Origin of the sequence: Plantactinospora endophytica, assembly GCF_016862915.1 — a bacterium.
In the GTDB taxonomy this organism is placed as follows: domain Bacteria; phylum Actinomycetota; class Actinomycetes; order Mycobacteriales; family Micromonosporaceae; genus Plantactinospora; species Plantactinospora endophytica.
The window spans coordinates 613817-630596 of sequence record NZ_BONW01000013.1; the positions used below are offsets into that span (position 1 = coordinate 613817).

Sequence of the window (16780 nt, forward strand, 5' to 3'; positions counted from 1 at the left end):
TTCCACACCACCGGCACGAAGTTCCGGAGGTCCCCGTCGGCGGCGGGGACCTCCGGTCCGGCTCGGTCGTCAGCCGAGCCCGACCACCGAGTTCTCCCAGGCCCAGGCGGCGATCTCGACCCGGTTGCGCAGCCCGAGCTTGGTCTGGATGCCGGAGACGTGGCTCTTGACCGTGCTCAGCGTGATGAACAGTTCGGCGGCGATCTCCCGGTTGGTCCGTCCCCGGGCGATGGCCCGGACGACCTCGGCCTCCCGCTCGGTCAGTGCCCGGGCGGGCCGCCCGCTGCCGGGCGCGGTGGTGGACCGTAGGTGACGCAGCAGCCGTACGGTCACCGAGGGCGAGACCAGGGCGTCCCCGGCGTGCGCCGCCCGGACGGCCTCGACGAGCAGGGCCGGACCGGCGTCCTTGAGTACGAAGCCGACCGCGCCGCCGCGCAGCGCGCCGTAGACGTACTCGTCCAGGTCGAACGTGGTCACCACGACCACCCGGAGCGGATCCGGGACGTCGGGGCCGGCCAGCGCGCGGGTGACCTCGATGCCGTCGAGCCGGGGCATCCGGATGTCCACCAGGCAGACGTCCGGGCGCAGCCGTCGGGCGAGCGCGACCGCCTGCCCGCCGTCCGAGGCTTCGGCGATCACGTCGATGTCGGGCTGGTCCTCCAGGATCAGCCGCAGGCCGCTGCGTACCATCGCCTGGTCGTCGGCGAGCAGCACCCGGATGCTCATCGACGGTTCCCGACCGGTACGGGCAGGCTGGCGTGCACGGCCCAGCCGGTGTCGGGGCGCGGGCCGGCCCGGAGGGTGCCGCCGAGCGCTTCGAGGCGTTCCCGCATTCCGAGCAGCCCGTATCCGCCGCGCTGGTGTAGGCGGCTGCCGCCCGGTGGGGCGTCGTCGACGATCTCGACGGTGACCGCCGTCGGTTCCCGGGCGACGGTCACGGTGACCGACCGGGCCTGCGGGGCGTGCCGGGCGATGTTGGTCAACGACTCCTGCACCACCCGGTGCACCGTACTGGTCACCTCGGGCGGCCAGTTCGACTCGTCCTCGCCGTCCGGCAGCCGGAGCCGTACCGCCGGTCCGTGGCCGGCGAAGCGTCGGACCAGTTCGCCGAGCTGTTCCGGGCCGCCGCTGGCCGGAGCCGCGTCGTCGGTGTCCCGGAGCAGTCCCACGACGCGGCGCATCGCGGCCATCGCCTCCGAGCCGGCCGCCTCGATGCCGGCCAGGGCGGTGCCGGCCTGTTCCGGGTGCCGGCGGGCGACGAGCTGGGCCGCCTGGGCCTGCACCACGATGCCGGTGATGTGGTGCGCCACGACGTCGTGCAGCTCTCTGGCCAGCTCCAGGCGTTCGTTGCGCCGGATCCGCTCGGCCACGCTGCGCCGTCGGGCGGCCAGCAGCCGCAGGCCAAGCCCGACCGTCAGCGCGCCGAGCCAGCTCGCCGCGTTCAGCGCGGTGACCCCGCCGAGGCCGGCGCCGGAGGAGGGCGGGAAGGCGAGCTGGCTGCCGACCACGACGGCCAACCCGCCGGCCGTGACGGCGCCGGCCGACGGCGCCGGAAGAGTCCTCAGCGCGGAGGCCACCAGTACGGCGAGCGCGAGCGCCATCGCGGGGCCGGGCTCGGCGGGCAGCCCGGTGGACCGGGCGACCAGGATGGCGAGCACCGCCACGGCCAGGCCGGCGACGGCCGCTGCGAGCCGGTGCCGTCGGCGAGCCAGCGCGATGCCGCAGGCCAGCGCCCCGGCGGCGCAGTCGAACTGCCAGTAGTTGCCGCCCCAGCTTCCGGCGAGCGCGGTCGCCGTGACCAGCAGGGCCGCGCCGAACACGATGCCGAGCCCGGTGTCGGCCGCGACCCAGGACCGCCCGGCCAGCCACTTCCGAACGTTCACGTAGGTCAGGCTACGAGGTGCGGTGCCACTTGCCGAACCGGTCAAAAGTACGGTGCGCCGGCCGAACACCCGGAACGGTGCGATGCGACGCGACCTCAGGGCCCCGGCCTACCGGGCCGAGCTGGCCCGAGCGGCGGACGTCAGGCGCCGGAGGTGCCCGCTGCGCTAGCCCTCGTCGGACGCCTTATCCCGTCGCGGTGCCAGCGAGTTGCGGACGTCAGGCGCCGGAGGTGCCGGCTGAGCTACCGGGCCGGCCGCCGTCCGGCTCGGCGTGCTGTAGTTCGGGGTCGGCCCCGGGCACACCGGACCCGTGGCCGGGGTGGCCGCGCGGTGGCGGTGGCGGCCAGTCCACCATCCGCCAGATCTCGGCGAGGTCCCGGTGCCCCGTCAGGTCGTACCGGGCCGCCTGCTGGAAGCCGCCGATGATGTCGCTCCAGGCCGGCGCGTCGAACGGCTCCCGCCGGAACACGACGCCGTCGATGTAGACCATCGTCCGGCGGGCCGCGGCGATCGTCTCGGCGCCACCGATCAGCATCACCATGACGTAGCTGTGCTGCGTCGCGTTCCGCGCCGCGCGCCGTTCGGCATCGGCCTCCTCGGTCTCGCCCGTGACGTCCTGCATGACACCCCGCGCGTTGCTGGCCGACAGGTGGAAATCGAGGTACGCCGCCACCCGGTCCTGGTGCAGGCGGTACCGGTCCTCCCGGCTCTGCTGCTCGGCCCGTGCCCGTGCCGCCTGCCGGCCCTGGAGTACCGCCGCCAACAGGCCCGCCCCGGCGGCCATCAGCCCACCCAGCACGGTGAGCAGCGCCGACTCCCAGATCCTCACGGGCCTCCATCCGTCGGTCCGCGCCGGGTCCGCACACCGGCGTTACCCCTCACCGGTACGCCCGCAGCCCAGCCGTCGACCGCCGACAGCACATTAACCGGCGGCGTCCACAGTGCCCGGGTGCAGCGCCCACGCTCGGCCGACCCGGAGCGACGCAGAGCCGACGGGCGTCCACGCTCAGCCTTCGGGCGTCCACGCTCAGGCGACCCGGAGCGTCGGCGCGGCCACCATCCTGGCGATGCCGGAGATGTCGCCGGTCTCGTCGACCGGCGGGTCGGCCGGCCCGGCGGCGTCGACCGTGGCGGTGCCGGTGACACCCGGCCCGGAGTCGACCGGTCCTGCCCCGACCGGTGCGACCGGCACGGCGGCGGTCCGGTCGATCTCGTTGAGCGTCGAGACCAACCTGCGTACGTCGTCGGTCGCCATCCGGAACGATCCCCGGCACACCGTGCCGAGCCACAACGACACCACCACGGTGCCCCGGTCGCCGTGGTAGCTGACCCGCATCGTCCGGTCGCCGCCACGGGTATCGATGAACAGGTCACCAACGCTCGGCATCGGCCGTACTTCGCCCATGGATCCAGGATGTGGCATGTGGCGCCGGAGTGGAAGACCCGACACCGGCCGGCGCCGCCCACCCCGGTCACGGCCGGACGGCGGTGACCAGCCAGTTGGCGCCGGGGATTCGTACCCCCTCCGGCCCCTCGTACGGCCGCAGCGTCTCGACCAGGATCGCCCGGGCGGCCTTGGCGGTCGGCCCGTTCTCCTGCTGGAGGACGGCCATCACCGGCCCGGACCCGAGGTACCAGTCGGCGGCCTGCTCCACGTCGCGGCCGAAGTTCATCGGCGCGTCGAGCGGCCGGGGCCGTACGTCGGTGAAGCCGGCCCGGCCGAGCACGTGCGTCAGCCGTACCGGGTCGGCCAGCGAGAACATCGCCGACTCGGGCAGTCGGCCGGTGCCCCGCCCCTGGCGCAGCGCGGACATCGGCGCCACGTACCAGGCGTTGTCGGCCATGTCGCGGGGGCAGACGAAGGCGAGCCGCCCGCCGGGGCGGAGCGCGGAACGGAGGTTGGCGAACGCCGCCACCGGGTCGGCGAAGAACATGATGCCGAACTGGCTGATCGCCACGTCGAAGCTGGCATCGGGAAACGGGTGCACCTGCGCGTCGCTCCGCACGAACTCGACGTGCCGCAACCCCGCCGCCGAGGCGGCGGCCCGGGCCTGCTCCAGCATCGGTGCGGAGAGGTCGATGCCGGTCACCCGTCCCCGGTCGGCCAGTCGGGCGGCGAGCCGGGTCGTCTCGCCGGTGCCGCAGCCGACGTCCAGGACGTGGTCCTCGGGCCCGATCCCGGCGGCGGCGAGCAGCGCCCCGGTCAGTGCGGCGTTCACCGGGTCGTCCCGGTCGCCCTGCTCGGCCCAGTTGGCGCCCTCCGGCCCGTTCCACGCCTCGGCCTGGTCGGTGTTGACGATGCGCATCTCAGTTTCCTTTCGGACGGGCCTGGGCGAGCAGCCGCAGGCCGACCGCGGCGAGGCCACCGTCGGCCACCCGCAGTCGTTCGATCTGGCGAAGTACGGTGAACACGGCCAGCCCGTCGGCGTCGTCGCCGAGTCGGTCGGCGAGGTAGCGGTGCAGGTACGGCACCCGCACCGCCTCGCGGATCTCGAAGAGCCTGGCGATCTCCCTGGTCACGGCGTCGCCCGGATGGAGACGGTGCACGTCGCGGTGCCGTCCGACCCAGCGCGCGTACGGCGTCCCGTCGGGTGCGGCGCCCGGCTCCGCCGTCGTGCTCGCCGTCCTCGCCGTCCCGCCTCGCGGTTCCGGCGTCCCGTCGCCCGGCTCCGCCGTCCTGTCACGCGGTTCCACCGTCGCCAGCGGTGCCGCCTCCGGGGGGTCGAGCGGTACCGGGGCGAGTCGTCCGGCGGCGGCGAGCAGCGCAGCCGTGTCGTGGTACCAGCCGGCGGTGGCGGGGTCCGCCCGCTCCCAGGCGAACTCGTCGACCACCAGCAGCCCGCCCGGCCGCAGCAGCGACCAGGCCCGCCGGACCGCACCGGCGAGATCGGTCATGTGGTGCAGGGACAGTACGCAGAGCACCACGTCGAACGGCCGGTCGTCCTGGTAGTGCAGAAGGTCGGCGACGATCGCCGGAGCGCCACGCGCGACGGCCGTACCGACGGTCACCGGATCCACGTCCACGGCGGTGACCGTGTAGCCGGCGCGGGCGAGGGCGCGGGCGAGGTCGCCCCGTCCGCATCCCGCGTCGAGGATCCGGGCGGGCGCCGGCGGCAGCCACCCGGACAGGTACGCCATCTGGTCGGCGATCCGGGCCGCCGTCACCCCGGCATCCGGGTCGTACCCCCGGTCGGTGCTGATTGGACTCACCGGTCAAGCGTCGGTCCGGCATCCCATGCACACAACTGCGGGTTGGTTGGGTCTGCCATAAGCTCGACGCATGCTTGACCCCTGGTCGTTGCAGGTGCTCGTCGCGGTCGGCGAGCGCGGCTCGTTCTCGGCGGCGGCCTCGGCGCTCTCGCTGACCCAGCCCGCCGTCTCGCGTCAGATCGCGGGTCTGGAACGGCGACTCGGTGTCCGGCTGTTCAGCCGGGCCGCCCGTGGGGTCCGGCCGACCCCGGCCGGTGCGGTCGCGATCGAACTCGCCCGGGACAGCCTGACCCGACTGCGGTCCCTGGAGGCCCGGCTGGCGTCCTTCGCCGAGTTGGAGTCGGGTGAACTCCGGTTGGCGGCCTTTCCGAGCGCCAACACGCATTTCGTGCCCGAGGCCGTCCGCCGGTTCGGGCAGCTCCATCCGGGCGTGACCCTCAGCCTCCGGCAACTCGACCAGGCGGGCCTGCTTCCTGCGGTACGGGACGGGCGGATCGACCTGGCCCTGGTAACCGACTGGCACCTGTACGACGAGCCGCAGGCGGCCCGGGACGCCCCGGCCGGTGTCGAATTGCCCCGGACGACCATGGAGGGTGTCGAGTTGGTACCCCTGCTCGACGAGGAACTCCAGGTAGTCCTGCCGGCCCAGCACCGGCTCGCCCGGCGCCGTCGGGTACGCCTGGCCGACCTGGGCGACGAGACGTGGATCGACGGGGCGCATCCGGACTGTCTCGGGCCGGTCGCCCCGCTGGCCGGTGCGCTCGGCACGGCGCCCCGGATCGGGTTCTGGTGCGACGACTGGAACGGCAAGCAGGCGCTGGTGGCGGCCGGTGTCGGCGTGATGCTCATGCCGACGCTGGCCGCCGTGGCGGTACGACGTGACGTGGTGCTGCGTCCCACCGTTCCGGTGTTGCCGACCCGTCGGCTCTACGCCGCGACGGCCACGCCGGCATTCCGTGCGCCGGCGGTGACCGCGATGCTGGAGGTACTCGCCGACCTGGCGCCGCGCCGCACCTGACCAGGGCCGTCGGGACCGGTCGGTGGGCGTACCCGATCACGGTGGCGGTCGGAGGTCGCGCCTACGGCTGTCTCACCGCCGCAGCGAACCCGACCCGTCGCCGGCCGCCTATCGCTTCCGGGCGACCCCGGCGGCGACCTTCAACATGGTCGGCGGTGCGGTCTCGTCCGGCCACCACTCCTGCACGTCGACGACGCCGGGTGACAGCAGTTCGAAGCCCTCGAAGAATCGCTCGATCTCCTCCCGGCGGCGGAACGTCATCGGCGCGGGGGAGTTCACCGAGATCTCCTCCAGCTTGGCCTTGGCCGCCGGGTCGCTGCCGTCCACGCAGAACTGGGAGATGCAGACGTAGCTGCCCGGCGCCAACCGCTCGCGGAACCGCGCGATCAGCGCCGCCGGGTCCTCAGCATCGGTGACCAGGTGGAACAGGCCGATGAAGAGCAGCAGTACCGGCTCGTCGAAGTTGATGAGCTGTTGCACCTGCGGGTCGTCGAGGAGTTCGTCCGGGCGGCGGACGTCCGCCTGGATCGAGACCACGTTCTCGTCGGTGGCCAGCAGTGCCCGGTTGTGGACGAAGACGATCGGGTCACTGTCCACATAGACCACCCGGGCGTCGGGGGTGATGGCCCGGGCGGTCTCGTGCACGTTGGGTGCGGTCGGAATGCCGGCGCCCACGTCGAGGAACTGCTTGATGCCGAGGTCGGCGCACATCTGGGTGACCCGGAGCAGGAACCGCCGCTGGGCCCTGCCGAGCGCGGGCAGGTCCGGGGCGAGCGCGATGACCTGCTTGGCCGCCTCCCGGTCCACCGCGAAGTTGTCCTTGCCGCCGAGCACGTAGTCGTACGCGCGGGCGTGGCTCATCTGCGTCGTGTCGACACCGGACGGCGCGGAGTCCTGGATGGGCAAGGCCACTCCCGGGAGAGGTTCGAGGGCTGCTGAAGGCGAGCCGATCCTAGCCCGTCGATCACCGGTGGCCCGCACGGAGGGCGGCGGGAAAAGGCTTCCCTAACCCGTCTGTCGCCGGACGGTCGGTTGTGGTCGCCGGACGGCGGAGCGCGGTTGGCGGAAATCCGTGTGTCGGTGGGGGTTGAGTCGGCGAGGCGGGCGCGGTAACTTCTTCTCTAGGTGAGTAAGACTCAATCTGAGAATAACGAGAGGGTGGCCGATGCGCGCCGAGTCCACGTTCCTGGCGGCGTACGACCCGGCCGGATATCCGCCGGTCGCGGTCACCGTCGACATCGTGGTGCTGACCATCCGGGACGGTGCGCTGCACGTGCTGCTGGTCGAGCGGGCCGAACATCCGTACCGGGGGCGGTCGGCCCTGCCCGGCGGGTTCGTCCGGGACGAGACGCTGGCCGAGGCGGCCCGCCGGGAACTGGCCGAGGAGACCGGGCTGTGCCCGGGCGAGGCCGCCCTGGCCCGGGTCCACCTCGAACAGTTGCGCACCTACGGCGATCCCGGACGTGACCCGAGGATGCGGGTGATGTCCGTGGCCTATCTCGGATTCGCGCCGAGCCTGCCGGACCCCCGGGCCGGCGGCGACGCGGCCACCGCCGGATGGGTGCCCGTCGACGAGGCCCGGGAACTCGCCTTCGACCACGACACCGTGCTCGCCGATGGACTCGAACGCGCCCGCGCCAAGCTGGAGTACACCCCGCTGGGCACGGCGTTCCTCGGGGCGGAGTTCACCATCGGCGAGCTGCGCGCCGTGTACGCCGCCGTCTGGGGCGAGCAACTCCACGCCGGCAACTTCCACCGCAAGGTGCTGTCGGTGCCCGGCTTCGTGGAGAGCACCGGCGGGACGACCAGCCGGGGCGGCGAACGGGGTGGGCCACGGGCCCGCCTCTACCGTGCGGGCGACGCCGCCCTGCTGCATCCGGCTCTGCTCCGGCCGACCCGGGAGGAGCAGGTGCGGTGAACCGGGGCGGTGCCGGGGACGGCGGTGCGGACGCGACGGGCGACGACGGCGGTACGGGGCCGAGGTGCCGCAACGGCGGCCGGCGGAGGACGAGGCCGGGTGGCCGACGCGGCGCCGGGAGCCGGCCGCGAGAGGGGACCGACACGATGACCTTCGACGAGGCGGTTGCCCTGGTGCAGCGGGCGCGTACCCCGGCCGAGATCTTCGCCGACGGCGCGACCGCGTACCGCCGGTTGGTCAAGATCCTGCACCCGGATGTCGCACCGGCCGGTCGCACCGCGACCGCGACGGCGGCGCTGGCCCGGCTCACCGCGCTCTGGGCCACGACCACGGCGGTGATCCGGACCCGGCGGCACCGCTGGTCCGTCGGTGCCGAGATCGCCGTCGGCGACCTGGCCACGCTCCGCGAGGTCACCGACGGACCCCTGTCCGGCCTGCTGAAACTGCCGCGCGACCCGGCCGACGCCGATCTGGTACGGGCCGAGATCGACGCGCTCGACCGGCTGGCGAGCCACGGCGAACACCGGTTCCGCGACTACGCCCCACGACTGCTGGACACCGTCGTGCACGACGATCCGGCGACCGGGACGCGTCGCACCGGACCGGTGCTGGAACGCCTCGACGGGTTCGTCAGCCTCGCCGAGGTGGCCCGGCGGTACCCCGACGGAGTCGACCCGCGCGACGCCGCCTGGATGTGGCGCCGTCTGCTCGTCGGGCTCGGCTGGGCGCACCGGGCCGGCCTCGTGCACGGCGCGGTACTCCCCGAGCACGTGCTGATCCACCCCGCCCAACACGGCCTCGCCCTGGTCGACTGGTGCTACGCGGTCCGGCCCGGCCAGCGGATAGCCGCGCTCGTCGCCCGCTACCGCGACACCTACCCGCCGGAGGTGCCCGGCCGCCGACCCGCCACCCCGGCCACCGACCTGTACGCCGCCGCCGAGCTGATGGCCCGACTGATCGGCCCCCGGCTGCCGCCGGCCCTGCGCCGGTTCGCGGACGGCTGCCGCCTGGACCGGCCCTCGATGCGCCCCGACGACGCCTGGCGACTGCTCGCCGAACTCGACGACCTGCTGCACGACCTCTACGGCCCCCGCCGGTTCCGACCGTTCGTCCTGCCCACCTGACCCCGGCCCCCGCCGGTTCCGGCCGCTCGTCCCTGCCGGCCTGACCACCCGACCCCCACTCGATCTCGACCGTTCGTCATCCCGGCCTGACCGCTCAGGCCCGACCGAAGGGAAAGCATCATGGGCAGTGGACGTTGGTCGACCGACGTGTACTCGGCCGCCGCGAGCTACCGGGCGGCCCGCGGGGCGAGCCCGTTCGCGTACAACGACAGCGGCGCCCGTACCGCGCACCCCGACCTCAGCCCGTACAAGGTGACCGCCCGGGAGAGCCGGGACAGCGCCGAACACCCGCACACGACCCCGATCGCCGTACTCTTCGACGTCACCGGCTCGATGTACGACGTGCCCCGGGTACTCCAGACGAAGCTGCCGCAACTGCTCGGCCTGCTGCTGCGCCAAGGCTACGCCACGGATCCGCAGATCCTGTTCGGTGCGGTCGGCGACGCCACCTGCGACCGGGTGCCGTTGCAGATCGGCCAGTTCGAGTCGGACAACCGGATGGACGACCAACTGGCCAACATCGTCCTCGAAGGGGGCGGCGGCGGCCAGCAGACCGAGTCGTACGAACTGGCGATGTACTTCATGGCCCGGCACACCGTGCTGGACAGCGTCCGCAAGCGCGGCCGTACCGGCTATCTCTTCCTGATCGGCGACGAGCTGCCGTACGACCGGGTCAAGCCGGCGGAGGTGCGGCGGGTGATCGGGGACCAGCTCACCGAGCCGATCGCCGTCGACGAGATCGTCCGGGAGCTGCGGCGCAGTTTCGAGGTCTACTACATCCTGCCCGGCGGTTCGAGTTACGCCGGCAACTCGCGCACCCTGACCGCCTGGCGGAAGCTGCTCGGCCAGAACGTGCTGGAACTCGACGACCTGGACGCGGTCTGCGAGACCATCGCCCTCACCGTCGGGCTGGGCGAGCGCGCCGTCGACCTCGACGCCGGCCTGCGGGACCTCGACGACCTCGGCTCGACGGCCGGCGACAGCGTCGGCCGGGCGCTGGCGGCGATCCGGCCCGACCCGGTCGGCAGCTCGGTGGCGCTGACCGGCCTCGACCGGGGCACCGGCGGGAACCTCCGGCTGTGAAACACACGGTCGTCGTGGACCTCGGCTACGGGGACGCGGGCAAGGGGACCACAGTGGAGTGGCTCTGCACCCGGGCGCCGGTCACCGCCGTGATCCGGTTCAACGGGGGCGCGCAGGCGGCACACAACGTGCTGACGCCGGACGGGCGGCACCACACCTTCGCCCAGTTCGGCTCGGGCACGCTGCGCGGCGTACCCACCCACCTGTCGCGGTTCGTCGCCGTCGACCCGCTCGCCCTGGCCGCCGAGGCGACGCAGTTGGCCCGCCTGGGGGTGCCGGACCCGTTCGGGCTGCTGACGGTCGACGGCGACGCGCTGCTCACGACACCGTGGCACCGGGCCGCGAACCAGCTCCGCGAACTGCGGCGCGGTGCCGACCGGCACGGTTCGTGCGGGGTCGGCGTCGGCGAGACCATGCGGTACGCCGAGCGCCACCCCGACGCCCCGCGCGTCGCCGACGTGCGTGATCCGGTACGCCTGCGTCACCGGCTCACCAGCCTGCGTGACCGCCTCACCGACGAACTCGGTCCGCTCGACGCCCAGCCCCCCGATGCCGCACCGGGCAACGTCCCGTCCCTCGACGCTGCGCCGGCCACCGTCCCGCGCCCCGCCCCGGCACCGCTCGACGCGCCGGGCTTCGAGGTGCCGTCGGTGGACGACGTGGTGGCGGCGTTCCGGGCGTTCGGCGAGGCGGTCGCGGTGGTGGACGGCGCCGCCGCCCGGCGCCGCCTGCTGCGGGCCGGACCGTGCGTGTTCGAGGGGGCGCAGGGCGTGCTGCTGGACGAGTGGCGTGGCTGGCACCCGTACACGACGTGGTCGACGACGACCTTCGACAACGCGGCGACCCTGCTGGCCGAGGCGGACGAGTCGGCGCTGCGGCTCGGTGTGGTGCGGACGTACACCACCCGGCACGGCGCCGGGCCGTTCGTCACCGAGGATCCAGCGCTGCGCCTGCCGGAGCCGCACAACGGGACAGGTCGCTGGCAGGGCCCGTTCCGGGTCGGCCACTTCGACGCGGTCGCGCACCGGTACGCCGTCGGCGTCTGCGGCGGCGTCGACGCGCTGGCCGTCACGCACGTCGACGCGCCGGAGCGGGAACCGGCGCTGCGGGTCTGCACCGGTTACGAGGTGGACCGTGCCCCGGTGTTCCGGCTGGTCCCCGGCCCGGCGCGGGACCTCGCCCGGCAGGCGGAGCTGACCGCGCTGCTGTACCGGGCCCGGCCGGCGGTGCTGTTCCGGCCGGACGACTGGCCCACCACGATCGGCGGCCTGCTCGACGTACCGGTGCTGATGACCTCGCACGGCCCACGGGTCACCGACAAGCGTCCCGGTCCGGCGGCGGCCGGGTGCCGTACCGGGTCGGGCGCCGGTCGTCCCGGCCGGGCGGCCCGGTGCGATCTCAGAGTTCCGTGACCACCAGGTCGAGCTGACGGGGGCGGCCGGCCACCGCCGGCTGCTCCTCGACGGTGTACTTCAGGTCGCGCAGCGCCTCGACCAGTTTGCCGGCCGACCGGGGCGCCGCGCCGGCCAGCAACAGGTCCCGGACCAGCCGGCCCTTGCTGGCCTTGTTGAAGTGGCTGACCACGGAGCGCCGGACCACCCCGGCGACCACCTGTTCGTGCAGCACCCGGACGGTGACGGTGCGCTCGGCCAGCCGGCCGCTGGGCCGCCACATCGCGGCGTACCCGATGGAGCGCAGGTCGAGGACCGGCCCGCCACCGGCCGCCTCGGTGAGCACCGGGTCGAGCAGTCCGCGCCAGTACGCCGCCAGCCCGCCCACCCCGGGCAGGTTCACCCCGATCGCGCAGCGGTACGCCGGAATCCGGTCGTCCGTCCGCAGCACGCCCCATAGGCCGGAGAAGACCAGGACGGACCGCCGGGCCCGGGTGCGTGCCGGCGCGGGCAGGGTGCCGAGGTCGAGGGCGTCGTAGAGCACCCCGGTGTAGATCTTGGCCGCCGGCTGGGCCGGGGCGGTGCGGAGCCGGGCGTTGCGGTCCAGTTCCTCGTCCTGCCCCGGGCTGAGCCCGAGCACCTCGCGGGCGCGTTCCCGGTCCGGCCCGGCGCAGAGGTCGACGAGTGCCGCCAGGACACGCTCCCGGCCCGGGGCGAGCGCCGGCAGGGTCAGCGCGTCCGGGCGCACCGGCCGGCCGGTGCGGGGCGCGGTCTTCCCCTCCGACGGAGGCAGCAGGATCAGCACGACCAGCAAGCCTACGCAGCCCACCCGTGCGGGCGTACGGGGCGGGTCGGCCGCCCGCCCCGTACCCGTACCGGTCGGCCGGAACGGTCAGGCCGCCAGACCGAGGGTGTGCTGGGCCAGCAGTTCGCCGTGCTTGCCGGCGGAGGTGTGACCGGCGTCGAGGTACTGCCGGGCCAGGTCCCGCAGCGGCTCCATCGCCGGGGTGACCTCGGCCAAGGTCAGCTCGACCTCGCTCACGTGCAGGTCCAGGCCGAACAGGTCGCCGAAGATCCGCCGGTAGTACGGCGTCGCGTGGTCCCAGCCCTCCCGGGGCGTACCCGGCCCGTAGCCGCCGCCCCGGGTGATGATCAGCGCCGCCGGCCGGCCGCGCAGCGGCGACTCCTGGTTGGGCGCCAGCCGGGGCTCGGTGAGCAGCATGTCGATCCAGGACTTGACGTGCTGGGAGATGCCGTAGTTGTAGAGCGGCACGGCGAACAGGTAGGCGTCGGCCGCCACCAGTTCGTCGGCGTACGTGCTGGCGAGGGCGGCGGCCCGCACCTGCTGCTCGGTGCGCTGGTCGGCGGGTACGAACCCGGCGCTGACCGCCGCCGGCCAGGCGTCGTGCGGTACCGGCGACACGGCCAGGTCGCGCCGGGTGATCAGACCGGACGGATGGGTACGCGTCCACGCCGCCTCGGCGGTGTCCGCGACCGCGCGGCTGACGGACTGCTCGCCGCGAATGCTGGCGTCGAGTCGGAACAGGCTCACTGCTACCTCCGAAGAAAAGTTCTGCAAGCGCGACCAAATTAACCGCAGATCGACTGCTGTGCAGCAGGACTGTGATTTATATTATCTTCGACTTGATACTTCTGTGTTACAGAACATCCATGAACGGGATGATCTCCCGGGCAGGTATGCTGGTGAGGTGTCCGACACCGCAGCTCCCGCGCCATCCGACGCCCGTCCCCGCGACGGTGCCGGGCGGATCGCGGCGGAGTTGCTCAAGGACGACTTCGGCTGGGCACTCGGTGTGATCATGCGGCGCTACCTGCGCGCGGCGGAGGAGATCGTCAACGACGTCCCCGGCGGCCCGCGTGGTTACCAGGTCGTCGCCTCGGCCAGCCAGAACCTCGCGACGAACCAGGGCGCGATGGCCGCCCAGTTGGGCATCGACCGGACGGTCCTCACCTACCTGATCGACGACCTGGAGGCCGCCGGACTGGTCTCGCGGCAGCCGGATCCGGCCGACCGGCGCAGCCGCCGGGTGGTCGCCACCGAGGCCGGCAAGGCGCTCTGGCAGGACCGGCAGGCCGCACTGGCCAGCGCTGAGGCCGAGATCCTCTCCGTGCTCGGCCGGGACGAGCCGGCCTTCAAGGAGCTGCTGCAACGCGTGGCGATCCACGCGGACCGGCTCGACCCGATGCACAACGCCTGCCAGGCGGTCGAGGAGATGCAGGAGCAGGAGACCCGGCGCCGCCGCCGACACTGACCACACCCCGACCGGACCCCCGGCCCCGATCGACCCCGGCCCGACCGAACCAGGCCCCGTCGACCCCGGCCCGACCGAACCAGGCCCCGTCGACCCCGGCCCGACCGAAGCCGGTCCGATCGGATTTCGGCCCGGACGAATCTACGGCGGGGGCGGTGGCCTCTGTTCTGGTGAGCCGTGGCCGACCCGACCCGGCTGTACCCCGTCCGGAATCGGTGACCCATGCAGCCCATCGGGATATTGCTGCTGCTTGCCGTCGTGACGACCGGTGTCGTGCTGGTCGTCCGCCTGCTGCGCCACCGCAGGGCGCGGCCCGCCCCGGCCGGCGCCGGCCGTCCGTCCACCATCGACGTGACCGCAGAACTGCCGACCTTCAACATCATCGCCCTCGGCGCACAGGAGACCGGTAAGACCGTCCTGCTGGCCAGCATGTTCCACCGGCTCAGCACCGAACTGCGCGAGGGCGGCTTCCGCCTCGTCACCGGGCTCGAACAGGCCGCCGACCTGACCGACCTGTACGCCACCCTGCGCGACCCGGGGGACGCCTGGCCACCCGGCACGATGATCGGACAGACAAGGTCGTTCAGCTTCGACTGCGTCGGCACGGCCGGCGGCCGGGACCATGCCGTACTCCGGTTCAACTACCTCGACTACGCGGGGGAGTTGGTCGGCGGCGGACGGGCGGCGAGCGTACCGGTGCACGGGCGGCAGGTCAGCCAGCAGGACCTGGAGCAGCGGCTGGATGCCGCACACGCGATCTTCGGCATCATCGACGGCCGACGCATGGTGGACGCGCTGCGCGGCGGGCGGGACGGCCAGCTCTACCTGGAGAACACCATCGTCCCGATGATCGTCCTGATGCGTCGGGCCGAGTGTCCGGTGCACTTCGTCCTGACCAAGTGGGACCTGTTCGACACCGTCGGCGCCGACGAGGACGAGGAGAACGACCGGCTCGAACTCGCCCGCAAGGAACTGCTGTCGTACCCGCCGATCCGCAACCTGGTCGAACAGCGACGGCGGACCCACAAGATCGTCCGGCTCATCCCGGTCAGCGCGATCGGGCGGCAGTTCGCGACGATGACCGAGGACGGGCACATGGTCAAGCTGCCGCACGGCCGGCTCCGGCCGGTCAACGTCGAACTGCCGCTCTGCGCCGTGCTGCCCGACCTGTTCGCCCAGGTGAGCGCGAAGCTCGACGCGGCCGTCGAGCGGAAGATCGCCGAGGAGTCCCGGGCACTCTCCCGGCTCTCCCTCACCGAGACCATGTCGGCGGTCGGCCGGTTCCTCGCCCGCCCGACCGGCCAGGCGGTACGCCTCGCCGCCGACCTGGCCGTCGGACGGAACGTCTTCAGCGAACAGATCGTCGGCACCTTCCTCGACTGGATCGGCGAGCCGTTCGAGGCGAAGGCCCGGGAGGTGGCACAGGCGATCGACGACGCGCACCGCTCGGCGGACCAGATCCGGCTCGCCCGGCAGGCCGTGCTGGAGGAGTTCCGGGAGAACATGGTGGTGCTCCGTCGGCAGCTACCGGCCTCCGACCTCACCACCTGGGGTGTCCGGTGAGCGCCGCGCCGACCCGGTCCGGCTGGCCGTTCCTGGTCGGCCGGGGTCGCGACGCCGGCTACCGGATGCTGCTCACCCCGCGTCCGGTGGCCGACGCGGACGACTCTGCCGCGCTGCTCGCCGTGGTGACCGGCGAGGTGCCCGAGGACGCGCCACCGGTGGTCACGGTCCTCGACCCACGCCCGGGCGGCGAACTCTGCGTCGTCTACCGGACGCTCCGACCCAGCGCCGCCGATGCCGGTACCACCGGAGCCGGCCGACCCGTGCCGCTGCTCGACCGGGCCGGCCGACCGCTGGTCCTGGCGTACGGCTTCGTGTGCCGGGGCGGTCGGGTGACCCGGGTCGACGAGGACGATCTGCGGTACGCCCGCCAAATGGCGCTGGACGCGTTCCGCCGGTTCCACGCCGACGAGGCGGCGTACCGGCCGGGGGTGTCGGAGCCGTATCCGCTGCGGTCGGAGATCGTCGGGCGACCGGCCGGTCCCGCTGGGCACGGGCAGGTTCGCGCCGCCCTACCCGGGCAGCCCCGCGCCACGCCACCGGGTCAGCCGGTCGTACCACCCGGGCAGGTACCGGCCTGGCGGGCCGACGCCCTGCCGTCGCCCGGCCGGTACCGGAACGACCGCTGGCGCCCGCCGGCCCTGCTGCTCGGACTCTGTGCCCTGTTGCTCGGGCTCGCCGGGACGGGCCTCTGGCTGACCACCCGGCCGACCGAGGTACGGGTCCCGCAGCTCGTGGAGTTGCCGGAGGGCGACGCCGTACGCGAACTGCACGACGCCGGGCTGCACGCCGAGCCCCGGCCGGAGCGGTGGACCGCAGACTGCCGACCGGGTCGGGTGGTCGCGCAGACCCCGGTGGCGGGAACCCGGATCCACCAGGGCGCCACGGTCGAGTACGTCGTCTGCCTGGCGCGGCGACCGCCCGTGCCACCGGCCCCCTCGCGGTCCACGCCGGCACCGGAGTCACCACCGTCCACGTCGCCCGGTCGAGCCGGGGCCGGCCGCCAGGTCGACGGAACCGAGGCTGGCCGCCGGGTCAACGGAGCCTGGGCTGGCCGCCGGGTCGGTGGAATCGAGGCTGGACGGCGATATCGATCATCAGCGTAGGATGGGCGCCGAGCGGCGGGATCGGTCATCGAAGCGTGGTGAGAGGCGGGTCGCGGGTCGGTATGACGGTTCGCGGCGTGCCGGAAACTTCCCCCCGACCGGGCACTTCCCCCGGAACGGCGTCGGGTCCGCGACGCCGCCCGACCTCCGGCCGTCCCCTTCACCCCGCGCGGCGGGACGGACGTCGCCGGACGACCCGGATCGTCGGCCG

Annotated in this window: 17 protein-coding genes; 8 read left to right on the forward strand and 9 right to left on the reverse strand. The window is 73.5% G+C overall.

Annotation, left to right across the window (positions count from 1 at the left end; all coding sequences use genetic code 11):
• Positions 1-69 precede the first annotated feature (69 nt).
• From Pen02_RS15580 to Pen02_RS15605, 6 genes are all read right to left on the reverse strand, one after another.
• Entirely contained in the window at positions 70-726 is a 657-nt protein-coding gene (locus Pen02_RS15580; protein WP_203866707.1) for a response regulator, read from the reverse strand.
• Positions 723-1883, reverse strand: a complete 1161-nt coding sequence (locus Pen02_RS15585) for a sensor histidine kinase (RefSeq protein WP_239140750.1) — start codon at positions 1881-1883, stop codon at positions 723-725. The genes Pen02_RS15580 and Pen02_RS15585 overlap by 4 nt, the downstream gene beginning before the upstream one ends.
• A gap of 217 nt (positions 1884-2100) precedes the next feature.
• A complete protein-coding gene (locus Pen02_RS42555; protein ID WP_203866709.1) occupies positions 2101-2712 on the reverse strand; it encodes a hypothetical protein in 612 nt (203 codons plus the stop codon).
• Between the two features lie 198 nt (positions 2713-2910).
• Complete coding sequence (locus Pen02_RS15595) at positions 2911-3288, reverse strand: hypothetical protein (protein ID WP_203866710.1); 378 nt, start codon at positions 3286-3288, stop codon at positions 2911-2913.
• Positions 3289-3355: 67 nt separating this feature from the next.
• Positions 3356-4189: a class I SAM-dependent methyltransferase gene (locus Pen02_RS15600; RefSeq protein WP_203866711.1), complete on the reverse strand. Its 834-nt coding sequence runs from the start codon at positions 4187-4189 to the stop codon at positions 3356-3358.
• 1 nt (position 4190) lies between these two features.
• Complete coding sequence (locus Pen02_RS15605; RefSeq protein WP_203866712.1) at positions 4191-5093, reverse strand: class I SAM-dependent methyltransferase; 903 nt, start codon at positions 5091-5093, stop codon at positions 4191-4193.
• Positions 5094-5163: 70 nt separating this feature from the next.
• Between Pen02_RS15605 and Pen02_RS15610 the strand changes: the two genes are divergently transcribed.
• On the forward strand, positions 5164-6111 hold the full coding sequence (locus Pen02_RS15610) for a LysR family transcriptional regulator (protein ID WP_203866713.1): 948 nt from the start codon (positions 5164-5166) through the stop codon (positions 6109-6111).
• Between the two features lie 108 nt (positions 6112-6219).
• Here Pen02_RS15610 and Pen02_RS15615 read toward each other — a convergent pair whose 3' ends face one another.
• Complete coding sequence (locus Pen02_RS15615; RefSeq protein ID WP_203866714.1) at positions 6220-7017, reverse strand: SAM-dependent methyltransferase; 798 nt, start codon at positions 7015-7017, stop codon at positions 6220-6222.
• Between the two features lie 259 nt (positions 7018-7276).
• Between Pen02_RS15615 and Pen02_RS15620 the strand changes: the two genes are divergently transcribed.
• From Pen02_RS15620 to Pen02_RS15635, 4 genes are all read left to right on the forward strand, one after another.
• Complete coding sequence (locus tag Pen02_RS15620) at positions 7277-8029, forward strand: NUDIX hydrolase (protein WP_203866715.1); 753 nt, start codon at positions 7277-7279, stop codon at positions 8027-8029.
• Positions 8030-8175: 146 nt separating this feature from the next.
• Complete coding sequence (locus Pen02_RS15625; protein WP_203866716.1) at positions 8176-9153, forward strand: protein kinase family protein; 978 nt, start codon at positions 8176-8178, stop codon at positions 9151-9153.
• Positions 9154-9273: 120 nt separating this feature from the next.
• On the forward strand, positions 9274-10236 hold the full coding sequence (locus tag Pen02_RS15630; RefSeq protein ID WP_239140752.1) for a hypothetical protein: 963 nt from the start codon (positions 9274-9276) through the stop codon (positions 10234-10236).
• Positions 10233-11648 carry an adenylosuccinate synthetase gene (locus tag Pen02_RS15635; RefSeq protein WP_203866717.1) on the forward strand — a complete coding sequence of 472 codons (1416 nt, stop codon included), beginning with the start codon at positions 10233-10235 and terminating at the stop codon, positions 11646-11648. The genes Pen02_RS15630 and Pen02_RS15635 overlap by 4 nt, the downstream gene beginning before the upstream one ends.
• Here the strand turns inward: Pen02_RS15635 and yaaA are convergent.
• Positions 11635-12432, reverse strand: a complete 798-nt coding sequence (gene yaaA, locus Pen02_RS15640; protein ID WP_203866718.1) for a peroxide stress protein YaaA — start codon at positions 12430-12432, stop codon at positions 11635-11637. The genes Pen02_RS15635 and yaaA overlap by 14 nt on opposite strands.
• Before the next feature lie 87 nt (positions 12433-12519).
• On the reverse strand, positions 12520-13179 hold the full coding sequence (locus Pen02_RS15645) for an FMN-dependent NADH-azoreductase (RefSeq protein WP_203866719.1): 660 nt from the start codon (positions 13177-13179) through the stop codon (positions 12520-12522).
• Positions 13180-13336: 157 nt separating this feature from the next.
• Between Pen02_RS15645 and Pen02_RS15650 the strand changes: the two genes are divergently transcribed.
• The 3 genes from Pen02_RS15650 (at position 13337) to Pen02_RS15660 (ending at position 16569) form a co-directional block, all read left to right on the forward strand.
• Positions 13337-13900, forward strand: a complete 564-nt coding sequence (locus Pen02_RS15650) for a MarR family winged helix-turn-helix transcriptional regulator (protein ID WP_239140755.1) — start codon at positions 13337-13339, stop codon at positions 13898-13900.
• 258 nt (positions 13901-14158) lie between these two features.
• Positions 14159-15463 carry a hypothetical protein gene (locus Pen02_RS15655; RefSeq protein ID WP_203866720.1) on the forward strand — a complete coding sequence of 435 codons (1305 nt, stop codon included), beginning with the start codon at positions 14159-14161 and terminating at the stop codon, positions 15461-15463.
• On the forward strand, positions 15460-16569 hold the full coding sequence (locus tag Pen02_RS15660; RefSeq protein ID WP_203866721.1) for a PASTA domain-containing protein: 1110 nt from the start codon (positions 15460-15462) through the stop codon (positions 16567-16569). Before Pen02_RS15655 ends, Pen02_RS15660 begins: the two co-directional genes overlap by 4 nt.
• The last annotated feature ends 211 nt before the right edge of the window (positions 16570-16780 follow it).